General features: G+C 72.9%; 15 protein-coding genes and 1 tRNA gene. 13 read left to right on the forward strand and 3 right to left on the reverse strand.

The features are described 5' to 3' along the window. Positions 1-42 precede the first annotated feature (42 nt). The 12 genes from ACFE7W_RS19660 to ACFE7W_RS19715 all read left to right on the forward strand — a co-directional run bounded on the left by ACFE7W_RS19660 (position 43) and on the right by ACFE7W_RS19715 (position 11,937). The gene (locus ACFE7W_RS19660) at positions 43-1,980 is read left to right on the forward strand and encodes a VWA domain-containing protein (RefSeq protein WP_375426524.1); all 1,938 of its coding nucleotides are present in this window, start codon (positions 43-45) and stop codon (positions 1,978-1,980) included. Positions 1,981-2,131: 151 nt separating this feature from the next. After that, positions 2,132-2,998: a hypothetical protein gene (locus ACFE7W_RS19665; protein ID WP_375426525.1), complete on the forward strand. Its 867-nt coding sequence runs from the start codon at positions 2,132-2,134 to the stop codon at positions 2,996-2,998. Then, positions 2,995-3,723, forward strand: coding sequence for a Flp pilus assembly protein CpaB (gene cpaB / locus ACFE7W_RS19670; RefSeq protein ID WP_375426526.1), 729 nt, complete (start codon positions 2,995-2,997; stop codon positions 3,721-3,723). The genes ACFE7W_RS19665 and cpaB overlap by 4 nt, the downstream gene beginning before the upstream one ends. Continuing rightward, complete coding sequence (locus ACFE7W_RS19675; RefSeq protein ID WP_375426527.1) at positions 3,720-5,366, forward strand: CpaE family protein; 1,647 nt, start codon at positions 3,720-3,722, stop codon at positions 5,364-5,366. Before cpaB ends, ACFE7W_RS19675 begins: the two co-directional genes overlap by 4 nt. Beyond that, positions 5,363-5,734, forward strand: coding sequence for a TadE/TadG family type IV pilus assembly protein (locus ACFE7W_RS19680; RefSeq protein WP_375426528.1), 372 nt, complete (start codon positions 5,363-5,365; stop codon positions 5,732-5,734). The genes ACFE7W_RS19675 and ACFE7W_RS19680 overlap by 4 nt, the downstream gene beginning before the upstream one ends. Further along, the gene (locus tag ACFE7W_RS19685; RefSeq protein WP_375426529.1) at positions 5,731-7,053 is read left to right on the forward strand and encodes a CpaF family protein; all 1,323 of its coding nucleotides are present in this window, start codon (positions 5,731-5,733) and stop codon (positions 7,051-7,053) included. Before ACFE7W_RS19680 ends, ACFE7W_RS19685 begins: the two co-directional genes overlap by 4 nt. After that, the gene (locus ACFE7W_RS19690) at positions 7,050-7,973 is read left to right on the forward strand and encodes a type II secretion system F family protein (protein ID WP_375426530.1); all 924 of its coding nucleotides are present in this window, start codon (positions 7,050-7,052) and stop codon (positions 7,971-7,973) included. The genes ACFE7W_RS19685 and ACFE7W_RS19690 overlap by 4 nt, the downstream gene beginning before the upstream one ends. After that, the gene (locus ACFE7W_RS19695) at positions 7,973-8,887 is read left to right on the forward strand and encodes a type II secretion system F family protein (RefSeq protein WP_375426531.1); all 915 of its coding nucleotides are present in this window, start codon (positions 7,973-7,975) and stop codon (positions 8,885-8,887) included. The genes ACFE7W_RS19690 and ACFE7W_RS19695 overlap by 1 nt, the downstream gene beginning before the upstream one ends. A 13-nt stretch (positions 8,888-8,900) precedes the next feature. Continuing rightward, positions 8,901-10,148 carry a sensor histidine kinase gene (locus tag ACFE7W_RS19700; protein WP_375426532.1) on the forward strand — a complete coding sequence of 416 codons (1,248 nt, stop codon included), beginning with the start codon at positions 8,901-8,903 and terminating at the stop codon, positions 10,146-10,148. Further along, positions 10,145-10,789: a response regulator transcription factor gene (locus ACFE7W_RS19705; RefSeq protein ID WP_375426533.1), complete on the forward strand. Its 645-nt coding sequence runs from the start codon at positions 10,145-10,147 to the stop codon at positions 10,787-10,789. The genes ACFE7W_RS19700 and ACFE7W_RS19705 overlap by 4 nt, the downstream gene beginning before the upstream one ends. Before the next feature lie 174 nt (positions 10,790-10,963). After that, positions 10,964-11,179, forward strand: coding sequence for a hypothetical protein (locus tag ACFE7W_RS19710; RefSeq protein WP_375426534.1), 216 nt, complete (start codon positions 10,964-10,966; stop codon positions 11,177-11,179). A gap of 107 nt (positions 11,180-11,286) precedes the next feature. After that, entirely contained in the window at positions 11,287-11,937 is a 651-nt protein-coding gene (locus ACFE7W_RS19715; protein ID WP_375426535.1) for a hypothetical protein, read from the forward strand. A gap of 5 nt (positions 11,938-11,942) precedes the next feature. Here the strand turns inward: ACFE7W_RS19715 and ACFE7W_RS19720 are convergent, their stop codons facing one another. From ACFE7W_RS19720 to ACFE7W_RS19730, 3 genes are read right to left on the reverse strand one after another with little or no spacing between them, the layout of a single operon-like run. After that, complete coding sequence (locus tag ACFE7W_RS19720; RefSeq protein WP_375426536.1) at positions 11,943-12,392, reverse strand: hypothetical protein; 450 nt, start codon at positions 12,390-12,392, stop codon at positions 11,943-11,945. Then, positions 12,392-12,940, reverse strand: coding sequence for a hypothetical protein (locus ACFE7W_RS19725; protein ID WP_375426537.1), 549 nt, complete (start codon positions 12,938-12,940; stop codon positions 12,392-12,394). The genes ACFE7W_RS19720 and ACFE7W_RS19725 overlap by 1 nt, the downstream gene beginning before the upstream one ends. Then, positions 12,937-14,229: a hypothetical protein gene (locus ACFE7W_RS19730; RefSeq protein ID WP_375426538.1), complete on the reverse strand. Its 1,293-nt coding sequence runs from the start codon at positions 14,227-14,229 to the stop codon at positions 12,937-12,939. Before ACFE7W_RS19730 ends, ACFE7W_RS19725 begins: the two co-directional genes overlap by 4 nt. A 168-nt stretch (positions 14,230-14,397) precedes the next feature. Between ACFE7W_RS19730 and ACFE7W_RS19735 the strand changes: the two genes are divergently transcribed. Then, a tRNA-Lys gene (locus ACFE7W_RS19735) sits at positions 14,398-14,473 on the forward strand. Positions 14,474-14,533: the final 60 nt, after the last annotated feature.

Genomic DNA, 14,533 nt, shown 5'->3' on the forward strand with positions numbered 1-14,533 from the left:
TAGGTTGGCCCCGCAACCGGAACCACACACGGGGAGTCGACGGTGCCGATCACCAGGCTGGGGCGCAGGCTGGCGCTCGCGATGCTGAGCGTGCTGCTGGTCGCGGCCGGGTCCTGGGTCGCGAGCCCGCGGGCCAGCGCCGACGAGTCGACCAAGGTGCTGCTGCTGCTGGACGTCTCCGGCTCCATGAACGAGCGCATCTCCTCCGGCGGCACCAAGTTCGCCGCCGCGAAGAAGGCCCTGAAGCAGGTCGCGAGCGCCCTGCCCGCCGGCACCCAGGTGGGCCTCCGGGTGTACGGCAGCACGATCGCCGAGCCGAAGGCGCAGAACCCGAAGGCGTGCACCGACACCAAGCTCGTGCTGCCGATCGGGCCGTTGAACACGTCGCGCATGGACAAGGCGGTCGACTCCTTCACCGCCAAGGGGGAGACCCCGATCGCGTACTCGCTGGGCAAGTCGGTCGACGACCTCGGCTCCTCGGGCAAGCGGGTACTCATCTTGATCTCCGACGGCGAGGAGACCTGCTCCGGGGACCCGTGCCCGACCGCTCGCAAGCTGGCCAAGTCCGGCGTCGACCTGCAGTTCAACGCCATCGGGCTCGACGTCGGCGCCAAGGCCCGCAAGCAGCTGCAGTGCATCGCTGCGGCCGGCGACGGCAGCTACTACGACGCCGGGAACAGCGGCGCCCTGCAGGACGCCGTCCGCAAGCTCACCCAGCGGGCCCTGCGGCCGTTCGAGGTGAGCGGGACCCCGGTGAAGGGGACGCTCAAGTCCGGCGACGCGCCGGAGATCGGCGCCGGTCAGTACCGCGACCGCTACGACGTCAGCAACAAGCCCCGCTACTACACGATCAACCGGACCCCCGGTTCGCTGGTCACCGCCTCGATCGGCACCGTGGTCAAGCCGTTCGGCATCTTCAACGCCGACCAGTGGTCGCTGAAGCTGACCACGATGGACGGCGAGGTCTGCTCCACGACCCAGACGGCCTCCGGAACGCTGACCGCGGCGTCGGTGTACGGCGGCGTGGTCCGCTCGGAGTACCCGCCCGGTGCGGGCTCGACGGCTCCACCCGCGTGTGCGACCGACCCGCAGCTGCGCTGGTCGCTGTCCCGGCAGGCTCCCGGTGGCGGGGCGGCCGACGTGCCGGTCGAGCTGGTCGTGGCCGAGCAGCCGCCGGTCACGAACCTGGCCACGCTCCCCGGGCCGGTCTCGGGCTACGACGGCCGCGGCAAGGCCGTCGGCAAGAGCGGGACTGTGCACAAGGTCGTGGGCGGTTCCGGCTTCTCCAACGCGCCGGAGATCGGGGCCGGGACCTGGTCCGACACGGTCACGGTGGGGGAGACCGTCGTCTACCGGGTCCCGCTGGACGTCGGCCAGCGGCTCCGTGCCACCGTGACCGCACCGTCGGGCCCGGAGAGGGGCGGGCTGGACTCCAACGAGGCCGTCACCACCCACCTCACCCTGTACTCCCCGGCCCGGGTCGCGATGAAGGAGCTGTACGAGAACGCGAGCCTGGCCCAGAAGGCAACCGTCACGGCCGCCTCGCCACAGGTACGGGTGCGCAACCGCGAGACGCCGCTGGCCGGCAACGGCAACGCCGCGAGTGTCAGCCCGGACTCCAGCACCGCCTCCGTGGCCGGTGACTACTTCGTCGGGATCAAGCTCGACCCGATCCAGAAGACCCTCACCGGCAGCCCCATGTCGGTCCGGGTCAGCGTGGCCGTGGACGGCAAGCCGGCCGGGCAGCCGCAGTATGCCTCGACCGCCTCGCCCAGCCCCACGCCGGACGCCAGCGTGTCGCCGTCGCCGTCGCCGGCGCCGGTGACCCCCGCGCCGTCCTCATCGGCGACCACCGGCGCGCCGCCGAGCGGCTCGTCCGGGCGCGGCTTCGCCGTCGGACTGCTCTCCGGGCTCGGGGTCGTGGTGGTCCTCGCCGCCGGCGTCGGGCTGCTGCTGCGCCGGCGCAGCCGCTCTCGCTGAGCCCTCTTCTCGGGCCCGGCCGTGACCCCCTCCCGCGGTAATTTTCTGCGCGTCCAGGCCGGCTCGACGGCGCGGCCGGACCGCGATCCGCGTTCCCGCGACCTCGCGACCACGCCCTTCGGCGACGCCGAGTCCGGGGAGAGAATCTGTGTTGATCGCGGTGACGGGGGCCTCCGGGCACGCTGACGTCAGCGGCGTCCTGCCCGAGGACCACCAGGGTCTGCTGCCGCTGGTCACCTCGAGCACCGAGCCGGTCCTGCTGCTCACCCCGCGGCACCACACCACCGCGGCGCGCGAGCAGGCCCACGTTCTCGTCGCCGCCCACCCGTTGGCCCGGGTGTGCGTGCTGCCCCTGGACCACCACCCGCTGACCCTGGTGCTGATCGCCCAGGCCCTGAAGTCCTCGTCCGCGGCCGCCGACGGCTGGCCGGACCCGAGCGCGGCCGTCCAGCTGGCCCGGCGACACGCCGCCCGGTCGCACAGCCTGGTCTGGTACCGGCGGGTGTGGGGGCTCGAGGAGCCCAGCCCGCGGGCCGACCAGCTGGTCGCGGGCCTGCTGCGCCGGACGGGCTACGTCCGCGACCTGGCCGCCGACCCCGCCCTCGTCCCCGCCCGCCCCGGTTCGCCGGTGCCGCTCGGGGCCACGGTGCACCACGTCGCCGGGGCCCCGGCCCTGCTGGCCGGGCAGCTCGGCGCGGTCACGCTGGTGCCTGTCGAGGTCGCCGTCGCCCGCGCCCCGTACTCCACCCGGTCGAGCGTGGAGCTGACCGTGCTGGTCACCTCGACGACGCGCACCTGCCCCCAGGGTCGTTGCGGCTCGTGCTCGGCCGGTCTGCTCGACGGCCTCTGCCCCTTCTGCGGCCACGGGCCCTGGCGCCCGGCCTCCCAGGCCGCTCGGGCTCCTACGGCGGAACCCGTCGCCCAGATCACCCTCGCTGCGCCGACACCCTCGTCGACCGCCGCACCCGTCCCCGCCGGCGTGGCCGGCACCCGCTCCTCAGAAGGTGTGCCCACATGAACCCTCGTCAGCGACGCGGTGTGCTCCTCATGGTGCTGTCCGCGCTGGCCGCGATCCTCGTCTTCGTCGGCGTGTCCACCTACGTGGGCAGCGTCAACAGCCGGGTCGGGCCGATGGTGACCGTCTACCACGTCACCAAGGACCTGCCGGCCTTCACGACCCTGTCGGCGGAGAACACCGAGCCCGCCGAGGTGCCCGAGCGCTGGGCGGCGGACAACACGGTGCTGAAGACCGCCGACATCGACGGCCGGGTCACCGCCACCCCGATGACGGCCGGCGCCACGATCAGCCTGGACGGACTCGTCCCGCCGAGTGACCTCGACGCCAACGAGCGGGAGGTCGCCGTGAACGTCGATGCGGTCACGGGCCTCGCCGGCCGCGTCCGTCCCGGCGACCGGGTGGACGTCTACGCGGTCTTCTCGAAGGTGGTCGGCCTGACCGACCAGTCGCGGATCCTGGTCGAGAACGTGCGGGTGGTCTCGGTGCTGGGCCAGCAGCAGGTGCAGTCCCCCGACGCGAAGTCGATCGAGAACGTCATCCCGGTCACCCTGGCCCTCTCCCCGAACGCTGCCCTCTCGGTGACCTACGCGAGCTCTTTCGCTGCTGAGGTCCGGCTGATCGGGCTGCCGCCGGGCGTCGCCCAGGACCGCAGCAAGGAACGCCGGACCTTCGACGCCCGTGGGCTCGGCGGCAAGGCCGTCCCCACGAAGGCGGCTCAGCAGTGACGCGGGCGGTGATCGCGGTCGCCGACCAGGTGATCGTGCAGGAGCTGAGGTCGCGGCTGGAGCAGAGCGACGCGGAGGTCGAGGTGGCCTTCGTCGCGGAGTCGACCCAGGAGATGGTCTCGGCAGTGCTGAGCCAGCGCCCCTCCATCGTCTTCGTCCACGACCAGCTGGGCCCGGGGCCGGTGATGCAGCTCGTCCGCGACCTCACGCTGCGCAACCCCGCGCTGGCGGTGCTCGTGGTCACCACCCGGGACGGGGCGGACTCCTACAGCGCCGCTCTCGACGCCGGGGCGCGGGGCGTCCTCACCAGCCCGTTCGGTCTGGAGGACCTCAACCACCGGCTCGCCAGCCTGCTGGAGTGGAACACCACCGTGCGCCGGGTGCTGGCCGACAACCAGGCCGCGGCGCAGGGCACCGCCAGCCGAGGCGCCCGCGTCATCGCCGTCGCCGGTGCGAAGGGCGGTGTCGGCGCCACCGTCCTGGCGTCCCACCTCGCCTGGGACGCGGCCACGACCGAGCGGCGGATGCGGGTCTGCCTGGTCGACCTCGACGTCGAGAACGGTGACGTGCCGAGCTACCTCGACGTCAGCCACCGGGTCTCGATCGCCGACCTGGCCAAGATCAGCGACGACCTGACGGGCCGGGCCGTCGCGGACACCGTGGTGGTGCACACCAGCGGGCTGCACCTGCTGCTGGCGCCGACCGAGATCCGCGAGACCGAGTTCATCACCCCCGAGGCGGTCCGGCGCATCCTCACCCAGCTGCGAGCGCTCTACCACCTGGTGCTGGTCGACGTCGGCTCGGCCATCACCACCACCCAGGCCGCGGCCGTCGAGTCCGCCGACGTCACCCTGCAGGTGGTCACCGCCGACGTCCCGGCGCTCCGGGCGGCGCGTCGCCAGGTGGTGGCCTGGGAGTCGCTCGGGGTGACCAGCTCCGACGCGGTCAAGGTGGTGGTCAACCGCTTCGTCCGCCGCAGCGAGATCCAGCAGGACACCATTGACGCGCTGACCCTGGGGACCCGCTCCCAGGTGCTGATCCCCGACCTCGAACGCGGCCTCGAGCGCGCAGGCAACAGCCGGACGCCCTCGGAGGTCAAGAACCAGACCTGGTGGAAGAGCCTGCGGGCCATCGGCGAGGAGCTCGACGTGCACGTCTCCTTCCGCCTTGCGCTGGCCAGCAACGGCGGGCCTGACCAGGAGCGGACGCCCGCCGCCGCGGCGGCTCCCGCGTCCCCCGGGGCCCAGCCCGAGAGCGAGTCGGTGAAGGCCGTGGCCGTCGCCGCGCCCGGGCGCGGGCCGCGGCGGTTGAAGGAGGCGGGTCAGGCCACCCTCGAGACCGCCGCCCTGTTCCCCGTCGCGCTGGTCCTGTTCCTGCTCTGCGTCGAGATGATCGTGTTCGGGGTGTCCCTGGCCTACGCCGACATCGCCGCCGGCGACGCCGCGCGAGCAGTCTCGCTCGGCCAGGACCCGCAGCTGGCGGTGGCCGAGGCGTTGCCGCCGGCCTTCCGGGCCAAGAGCTCGGTCGCGGCCGACGGGTCGTCGGTGGGGGTCACCGTCACCTCGAAGCTGCTGGTGGGCGACGGCGTCGCCCGCGAGGTGCCCATCCCGGTCAACCACGTCGTGGTCAAGGAGCCCCGATGAGCGTCCTCCGCCAGACCCACCAGACCCACCAAACCGGACGGGCTCCCCAGGCCGGTCGCGAGCGTGGTCAGGCCACCCTGGAGATGGTGGGCCTGATCCCCGTCTTCTGCGTCGTGCTCGTGGTGGTCGTGCAGGTGATGGCGCTGGCCTACACCGCGCATGCCGCCTCCCAGGCCGCCCGTGACGGGGCCCGGGCCTACTCCCTCGACCAGTCTCCGGTCGGCGCGGCTCAGGCCAGCCTGCCTGGCTCGGTGCACCTGGTGGCCGTCAACACCTACGGGCCCGACCACGGCGTCACCGTCACCGTGCAGTCGCCGCCGGTGCTGCTGCTCACCCGGACCGTCACCCGATCGGTGGTCATGCCGTGAGCGAGGCGAGGCGAGAGTTCAGCTCCGGCTTCGTGCGGGCGCAGGTCCGGCTGGCGTCGGAGAGCGAGGCCGACGACGCCCAGATCCGCCGGTTCAAGCAGATCCTGCTCGACGAGGTGGACCTGCAGGAGCTGTCCCGGCTGTCGGGGGAGGAGCGGCGGGCCCGGCTGGAACGGGTGCTGGCCCACCTGATCTCCCGCGAGGGCGTCATCCTCTCCAGCCGTGAGCGCTCGACGCTGGTGCGCCGGGTGGTCGACGAGGCCGTCGGGCTGGGCGTGCTCGAGCCCCTGCTGGCCGACGACACGATCTCGGAGATCATGATCAACGGGCACGAGACCGTCTACGTGGAACGGTTCGGCCGGGTCGAGCGGATCCCGTCCGGCTTCACCTCCGAAGCCCAGCTGCTGCAGACGATCGACCGGATCGTCTCCGCGGTGAACCGCCGGGTGGACGAGTCCAGCCCGATGGTCGACGCGCGGCTGCCCGCCGACGCCCGGATGCCCCGGGGCGCCCGGGTGAACGTGGTGCTGCCGCCCCTGGCCGTCGACGGCCCGGCCGTCACCATCCGGCTGTTCCCGAAGGCCTACGGACTGGCCGAGCTGCTGCAGCGCGGCACCCTCGACCGGGAGAGCGCCGAGCTGCTGTCGGCGTGCGTCCGGGCGCGGCTCAACATCATCGTGTCGGGCGGCACCGCCTCCGGCAAGACCACGATGTTGAACGCCCTCTCGCAGTTCGTGCCGAGCCGGGAGCGGATCGTGACCGTCGAGGACGCGGCGGAGCTGGCCCTCAACCAGGAGCACGTGATCCGGCTCGAGACCCGGCCGCCGAACGTCGACGGCCGCGGAGACGTGACGATCCGCGACCTGGTCCGCAACTCGCTCCGGATGCGGCCGGACCGGATCATCGTCGGCGAGGTACGCGGCGGCGAGGCGCTCGACATGCTGCAGGCGATGAACACCGGCCACGAGGGCTCGCTGGCCACCGTGCACGCCAACAACGTCTACGACGCCCTGTCCCGGATCGAGACCCTGGCCACGATGAGCGACATCGACATCCCGTTCGCGGCGGTCCGGGACCAGGTCAACTCCGCCATCGACCTCGTGGTCCAGCTGAACCGGCACGCCGACGGGACGCGTCGCATCGTCGAGCTGGCCTACCTGACCTCCGCCCGTCGGGAGGACTACCAGCTGGCCACGCTCGCCAGGTTCGACCCGCTGTCGCGGCAGTTCCTGCGTTCCGTGCTGCCGGCACGGCTGGTGAGCACCCTGCGGGCCGGCGGCGAGGACGTGCCCAGCGGCTGGCACGTGGAGGCGGCATGATCTGGATCTTCACGGGCCTGGCCGCGTTCACCGGCCTGCTGGTGGCCGGCGCCTACCAGTTCAGCACCAACGCGGCCGACCAGCGCACCATCCTGGTCGGTGCCCTGCAGGGCACCCTCAAGGAGGAGGCCCCGCGGTCCCGCTTCTCGCGGATGAGCCGGCTGTTCAACCGGTCGCGCCTGGGCCACTCCCTGGAGCGCAACCTGCTCTCGGCCGGCATCAGCCACCCGCCGGTCGTCGTCTTCGGCGTCACCCTGGCGATCTCGCTGGTGGTGCCCTACGTGCTGGCCCAGCTGCTGGCTCCGGCGTTCGGCGTCCTCGGCCTGGCCAGCGGCCTGCTGCTGCTGCGCAGCTGGCTGCGGCACAGCCGGGAACGACGCCGGGAACGCTTCGTCCAGCAGATCCCCGAGCTGGCCCGGGTGCTGGCCAACGCCACCAACGCCGGCCTCAGCATCTCCACCGCCTGGGTGGTCGCCGAGGGTGAGATGGAGGAGCCGGCCCGCAGCGAGATCCAGCGGCTGAACGCGGCCGTCCGGTTCGGCGCCTCGCTGGAGGAGGCGATGCTGCAGCTGCTGGACCGGCTGCCCGCCCGCGAGGTCCGGGTGCTGATGTCCACGCTGGTGGTCAGCTCGCGCTCCGGCGGCTCGTTGATCAAGGCCCTCCGCGACATCTCCCTCACCCTGGACGACCGCAAGGAGGTGCGCCGCGAGGTCCGGACCACGCTGGCGCAGGCGCGGACCACCGGGACGCTCGTGATGGTGATGGGCATCGGCATCCTGCTCATCCTGAACCTCATCCAGCCCGGCCTGGTGGACAAGATGACCCGCAACCCGCTCGGCCAGGCCGCGCTGGTGGTCGGTTTCGCTCTCTTCGCGTTCGGCCAGCTGGTCGTCCGCCGGCTGACCCGGATCGAGGCCTGATGCTCAGCTTCTCGACGCTGTGGCCGGCGCTGGGCTGTGCCGGTGCCCTGGTCGCCTTCCTGCTCGGCTACCGGCTGATGCGCGGCAGCGCGGGGGAGTACCTCGACGCGGCCGACCTGATCCTGCTGAAGGAGGAGCGGCGACGCGAGGCCGCCGGTCGGCTGACCCCGCTGGAACGGCTGGCCGGTCGTCTCGTGCCCCGGGTCCGGCGGCTGATCGGCGCCGGCGGGGTGCGGTACCTGCAGCGTCAGGTCGACTACGCCGGCCGCCCGGTCGGGGTCACGGTCGACGGCCTGCTGCGCAAGATGCTGTGGTGGCTGCTCCTGCTGCTGCCGGTCGGGGTGCTGTTGATCATCGGCGGGCTCGCCGTCGTCCTGCCCCTGCTGCCCGTCGTCGCGGTGTTCCTGCCCCTCGGCCGGATCGCGGGCACGGCCCGTCGCCGCCAGGAGAGCATCGACCGCGACCTGCCCGACTTCCTGGACATCCTGGCCGTCACGGTGAACGCCGGGATCGCGTTCCGCGCGGCCATGTCGCGGGTCTCGGACCGCTTCGACGGCCCGCTCCAGGGCGAGATGCGGCTGACCCTGGACCAGCTGGCCCACGGGGCGAGCCTGCGCGTCGCGTTCGCCAGCATGGAGCGGCGCTCGGGATCCCAGGCCATGCACAGCTTCGTCTCCGCCTTCCTCCAGGCCGAGGAGCTCGGCGCTCCGCTCGCGGAGACGCTGAACCAGATCGCGTTCGACATGAGGCGCGAGAGTGCGCAGCGGATCCGGCGGCGGGCGGCGCAGACGGCCCCGCGGGTCACCCTCGTCACGTCGCTGGTGCTGGTGCCGGCGGTGTTGATCATGGTCGGCGTCGGGCTGCTGATCGGCACCGGCCTCGACCTCGGCGAGATCCTGAAGACCTTCTCGTGACGACGGCGCGGCGGTGACCGCCGTTGCCGGGATCCGGGGCCTCGGTCTGCCCCGGACCCGTAGCCGGGGGTCGGCCTCCTCGAGTGAGCCGCTGCTCGCCGACCGGGGCTACGTGCAGCTGGTGCGCTGGGTGTTCACGGCCCGTCTGGTCTGCCTCGCCCTAGCCGCTCCCGCCGTCTTCAGCTCGAGCGCGACGACGGTGGCCGCGGCCCTGAGCCTCGGCCTGCTGACCGTGTCCAGCCTGGTGCTCGGCCGCAGCGACGCCCTGATCCGGATCCTGATCCGGCATCCGCTGCTGGCTTTCCTGGACACCGCGACGAGCGTCGCCCTGCTGGTCAGCGTCCCGGTGGGCCAGCCGGCCACGCTGACGGTCGTCTGCTCCGCCCTGCTCGGCGGGCTGCTGTTCCCGCGCGCGGTCCTGGTGCTGCTGTTGGTGCCTCTGGTGGTCGCGAGCCTCGGGGCGCCCGCGGCCTTCTTCGGCGCCGCCCCGACGAGCTGGACGGGGTGGCTCGCCCTGGTCGCCGGCCTGCCCGCCCTGGTCATCGGGGTCTGCGCGGTCGGGTCCGGCGTCCGCCGCAGCACCCAGGCGATGATCCAGGCCCGGCACGAGGTGGCCGAGGCTGTGGCCGCGGTCGGAGCCGCCGACGAACGCGCCCGGCTGGCCCGCGACATGCACGACTCGGTGGGCAAGTCGATCCACGGCATCTCCCTGGGGGCCAAGGCGCTGCGCCGGCTCGTCGACTCCGACCCCGTGCTCGCCCGCGACCTGGCCGGCTCGCTGGCCGGCGCCGCGGACCAGGCCGCCCGGGAGGCCCGCGCCCTGCTGCTCACGCTCCGCGCGGGCCAGCACGACCGGCCGACGGTCGACGTGGTGACCGAGGTGCTCGCCGGATGGCAGCGCGAGACCGGCATCCCGGCCCTGCTGAGTGAGGTTGCGGTGGTCGATGCCGACCCGGAGGTGACGCGCCAGCTGGCCGCGGCCCTGGGCGAGGTCCTGCACAACGTCGCCAAGCACGCCGGGGCGAGCCAGGTGCTCGTCGGCCTGGTGGGCAGTGAGCACGAGATCCAGCTGGTGGTGAGCGACAACGGCGTCGGGTTCGACCCGGCCGGCGCCCCGGATCGGGAACGGGACGGGCACTTCGGCCTGCGGGGCCTGCGCGAGCGCGCGTCGGCGGTGAGGGGGTCGGTACACATCGACTCCGAGGTGGGGAAGGGGACGACCGTGACCTGGACGGCACGACGACAGGGGGAGGGCGGATGACCGCCAGCGCCACCCGGCGGCAGACGGTGCGGGTCGCCCTCGCCGACGACAACGCAGTGGTCCGGATGGGCGTCCGCAGCCTGCTGGCCACGGCCGAGGACATCGACGTGGTCGGTGAGGCGAGCAACGGGGTCGAGGCGGTGGCCTTGGTCCGTCGGGCCTGTCCCGACGTGATGCTGCTCGACGTCCGGATGCCGCGCCAGGACGGCGTGCTGACGGCGTCGGAGATCGCCGAGCAGACGGCGGTGATCATGCTGACCTACTCCGAGAGCCCGGAGATCATCGCCGCGGCGGTGCGTGCCGGCGCCCGCGGCTACCTCGTGCACGGACACTTCGACGAGGACGAGCTGCTGGGGGCCGTGCGGATGGCCGCTCGCGGGATGGGCACCTTCTCGGCCCAGGCCGTCCGTGCCCTGTCCAACCCCACGCCCGGCCGGGCGGCGCTGGCGCTGCGCTACGGGCTGTCCGAACGCGAGGCCGACATCATGCAGCTGATCGCCCAGGGCGCGGCCAACCGCGAGATCGCGGCCGAGCTGTTCATCGCCGAGAAAACGGTCAAGAACCACATCAACCGGATCTTCACCAAGCTCCAGGCCAACAACCGGGGGCACGCGGTGGCGCTGTGGCTGGCCCTGTCGTGAGGGCTTTTCGTGGCCTTGCGAGGCCTGAGGATTTAGGTCCGGCAGTGGGTCTCTGGGCCCACGTCAGCGGCCTCGGATCTTCCTAGTGTTGACGTTGTAGGGCAGCCCCGACGAGGAAATGGGCTCTCCTCACCACCACCACCAGCCGTCGAGGCTCACCACAAGGAGTTCATCATGAACAAGCTCTTCATCACCCTGTTCGTCCTCCAGGACACCCTGCTGGACAAGGCGAAGGCCCGCCGCGAGTCCGGCCAGGGAACGCTCGAGTACGTCGCCATGGTCGCCGTCGCCTGCATCATCATCGCCGCCGTGGTGGCGATCCTGAAGCCCGCCGGCGCGACCCTGGGCACCCTGGTCAGCACCGCCATCCAGAAGGTCACCAGCATCTGATCGACCGACCCCACCGGGCGAAGGGCTACGGCTCTTCGCCCGGTCATCGTGTCGCTCCTGTTCGTCTTTTCTTCGGTCACAAGCCCTGCCGCCGAGAGGAACCCGAGATGGTCGCACGTGATCGGCGTCGTCGCCGCGAGGCCGGCGCGGGACCCGTCCTGGCGGTGATGGTGCTCGCCGTCCTGGCCCTGCTGGCCGCGGTCGTCCTGACCGGCAAGTTCGCCGTGGCGGGGGACGAGCGCTCCAACGCCGCCCACGCGGCTGATGCCTCCGCGCTGGCCGGGGCGCAGGCGATCCTGGACGGCCTGCCGGACCAGCTGGCGCCCGGGTTCCTCCGGCCCAGCGACATCGCGAATCTGATGGGGGGCGGCGTCTGCGTCCAGACCGGCCGGCTCGAGGCGAGCCGGCTGGCGGCCAAGAACGGCGCCACGCTCACCGGCTACTGCTACAACGTGTTTCGCGACGAGGTCGCCACCGACGTGGCGATGAACAGCACGCCGGGTACGGCCTCCGCAGTGGCCGCCACCAGCTTCGACGCCTCCAGCTGCACCCTCGACGCCGACTTCCACGCTCCGACCACGGCGCCGGCCGCAGACGATGACGACGACGCCCCGCCGCCCTCGCCGGCGCCGGTCGGCACCTCGATCGACTGCGGTACCGGTCTGCTCCGGCTCGCCTTCTCGCTTGCGTCGGCCCGGTTCGGGTTCGTGGGTCTGGCCGCCGACCTCGCCGACGTGAGGCCCCGCCTGGTCCGCTGAGCCCGTCAGCGCTCGTCGGGCAGGGCTGCTGAGCGGACCCGGCCACGGAGCCGACCCAGCGTTGCGCGCAGGCCGAGACCGCGCAGGACCGGCAGCCGGGCGCCGAGGGCCACCACCGGTGCGGCGCCGAGCAGCCACGGCAGGCCGGCCAGCAGCGCCGGGCCGAGGTCCGCGGTCGCCGCTACCAGGGCCGCCGTCCCGAGCGCCCAGACGATCGGGACCGTGCCGCCCCACAGCACCCGCCGCGGCAGGGTCCGCCCGGCCACGTCGGTGACCAGCAGGCCGGCCAGCGACGAGAGCGCGCTCAGGACGGCTGCGGCCACCGCCATCCGGGCCGTCGAGGTCGTGGTGCTGGTGGCGGAGACGGCGAAGAGGCCGGCTGAGGACACCAGCAGCGTCACCGACGACGCGGCCCAGGCGCGGGCGGTCGTTCGGATGCCTTCGTGGCTGCTCATCACGCGGTCCAGCGCGCGGAGTCGAGGACAAAGTCGACGTTCCCGGCGGTCAGGTCGTCGTTGCCCAGGACCACCAGCACGGCGGCCGGGGGCCGGGGGCGGGTCAGGACCATCAGGGTGCCGCGGTAGCGCAGCGCGGGACTGGCCTGGTAGCTGAGGTCGATCCGCACCTGGTCGCCGCGGTCACCGCCGAGGGTGCGGGTCCGGCGGGGCTCGAGCAGCAGCCCGGGCAACTGGCCTCCGCTGGTGCCGGCGAGCAGCAGTCCGAGGACCTCTTCGGGATCGGTGCTGTCGAGGTCGGCGCGGGCGAGCACGACGGTGGCGGGCGCCGAACCCGTGGCGCCCGGCGTGAGGCCCTGCCACGGCCAGGGCCGGGTGACGCCGGGAACTCGCGCGGCCGGCTGGACGGCGGTCGGCACGTCGAACCGGAGCCCGCCGAGGGTCACCGCGGAGACGCCGGCCGGGGCGCGTTCGACGCCCAGCCCGAGGCCGAGCACGGACAGCCCGAGCACCAGCGCGGACCGGCGGGTCCAGCGCCCGGACGTCACGTCGTGCATCCCGGGTCGGCCAGCACGCGGCGCTGCCCGCCGCTCGGCTGCGGGGCGATGGTGCCCGCGGACACGATCCTGGTGCCCGGCCACTCCTGGCGGCGCAGCTGCTGCAGCTCGGTGGTGACGCGTTCCTGCAGGTCGGCCACCCCGACTCCGCTCTCGTGCAGGACCGTGATCGTGACGGCGCGCGTGAGGAAGGAGCCCAGCTGGTCGTTGGCCGACGGCGCCCGTAGACCCAGCAGCTCGTCGAGCGGGACCACGACGGGGCCGGGACCCGACAGCCAGGACTGGACGAGGGCCCGTTCCGGTGCGGTGCTGACGGGGATGGCGATGTAGGCGACGCCAGGGTTCTCGGCGGCCGTCGCCGGCTCGCCGGGTGAGAGTGCGCCGGGCGAGACCACCGCGATCAGGACCGACATCACCGTGCCCTGGTCGTCGCGCACCCAGCGCATCGCGCCGGTGACGGGACGGGCGCCCAGCTGCCCGAGGACCGGGGCGACGACCGCGGCCTCGTGCGTGACCCGGTTGTAGGTCGAGACCGCCGGGGTCGAGGTCTGCAGGGTGACGGAGCTGGCCACCGCGACGGGGCCGGGGGTGCTCTGACCGGGTGCCCTGCGGCGGGGAGGCGCCGACGCGGCGCGTACACCGGGCCAGGCTCGGCCGCCGAGGTCGACCTGGCTGAAGAGCAGGGACGGCGGAGCGACGTCCCGACCTCGGCGACGGAGCACCCGCGAGACCAGCCCCAAAGCCGAATGCTGCTGCACGTAGGTGTGGTGCCCGTCCTGGACCGCGACGAGCAGCTGCTCCAGGCCCTGGCCTCGCGGCAGGTACCACTCCGCCTGCGCGGGTACCTGGACGCCGTCGATGACGTCGCGCGAGGGCCGGACCTGCCCCTGGAGCAGCGCCGGCGGAGCGGGCTGGGCGGACGACCCGAGCTGGACGAAGACGTCGCCGGAGCGCTCGGTGCTGATCCGGACGGGGATGCCTTGGGCGGCGGTCAGCTCCCGGACGCGGACCTCGGGCAGCGCGGCGTCGAGGGTGGCCAGCGCTGGACACCGAGCCTGGCCCAGCTGGGTGTCCTGCAGGTCGAGCCCCGGCGCCCCGCAGCTGCCGAGCCCCAGCGAGACGGCCCGGCACCCCAGCCGCGAGACGGCCACCTGGGTCTGGCTGGGCAGGATGCTCATCAGCCCTGACGCCGCGACCACCGCCAGCACCAGGACGACGATCCGGTCGACGACGGCTCTGCGGAAGGTCGCCTGCTCCAAGGCGCGGCGCCGGTGCGCCACAGGGTCCCCTTCCGGTAGCTCTGGGACGTCGGGCCTCAGCGTAGGGAGGGAGGGGGTCACGGGTCGGGGGTCGGACTGCGCCCGCTAGCCGCTTGGACTTGCGCCACCGCTGGGGTTGAATGTGGCGGACGCTCCGCTCCACCTGCATGGTGTGCGGCGCAGCGACCAGGGCCTCTAGCTCAATTGGCAGAGCAGCGGACTTTTAATCCGCGGGTTGTCGGTTCGAGTCCGACGGGGCCCACCAACAGCTTGTATGCCTTCGGGTGATGGTTGACATGGCTGCTGCGGTTGATGTTTTACATGG

This window comes from uncultured Friedmanniella sp., assembly GCF_964244285.1.
Taxonomy (GTDB): domain Bacteria; phylum Actinomycetota; class Actinomycetes; order Propionibacteriales; family Propionibacteriaceae; genus Microlunatus.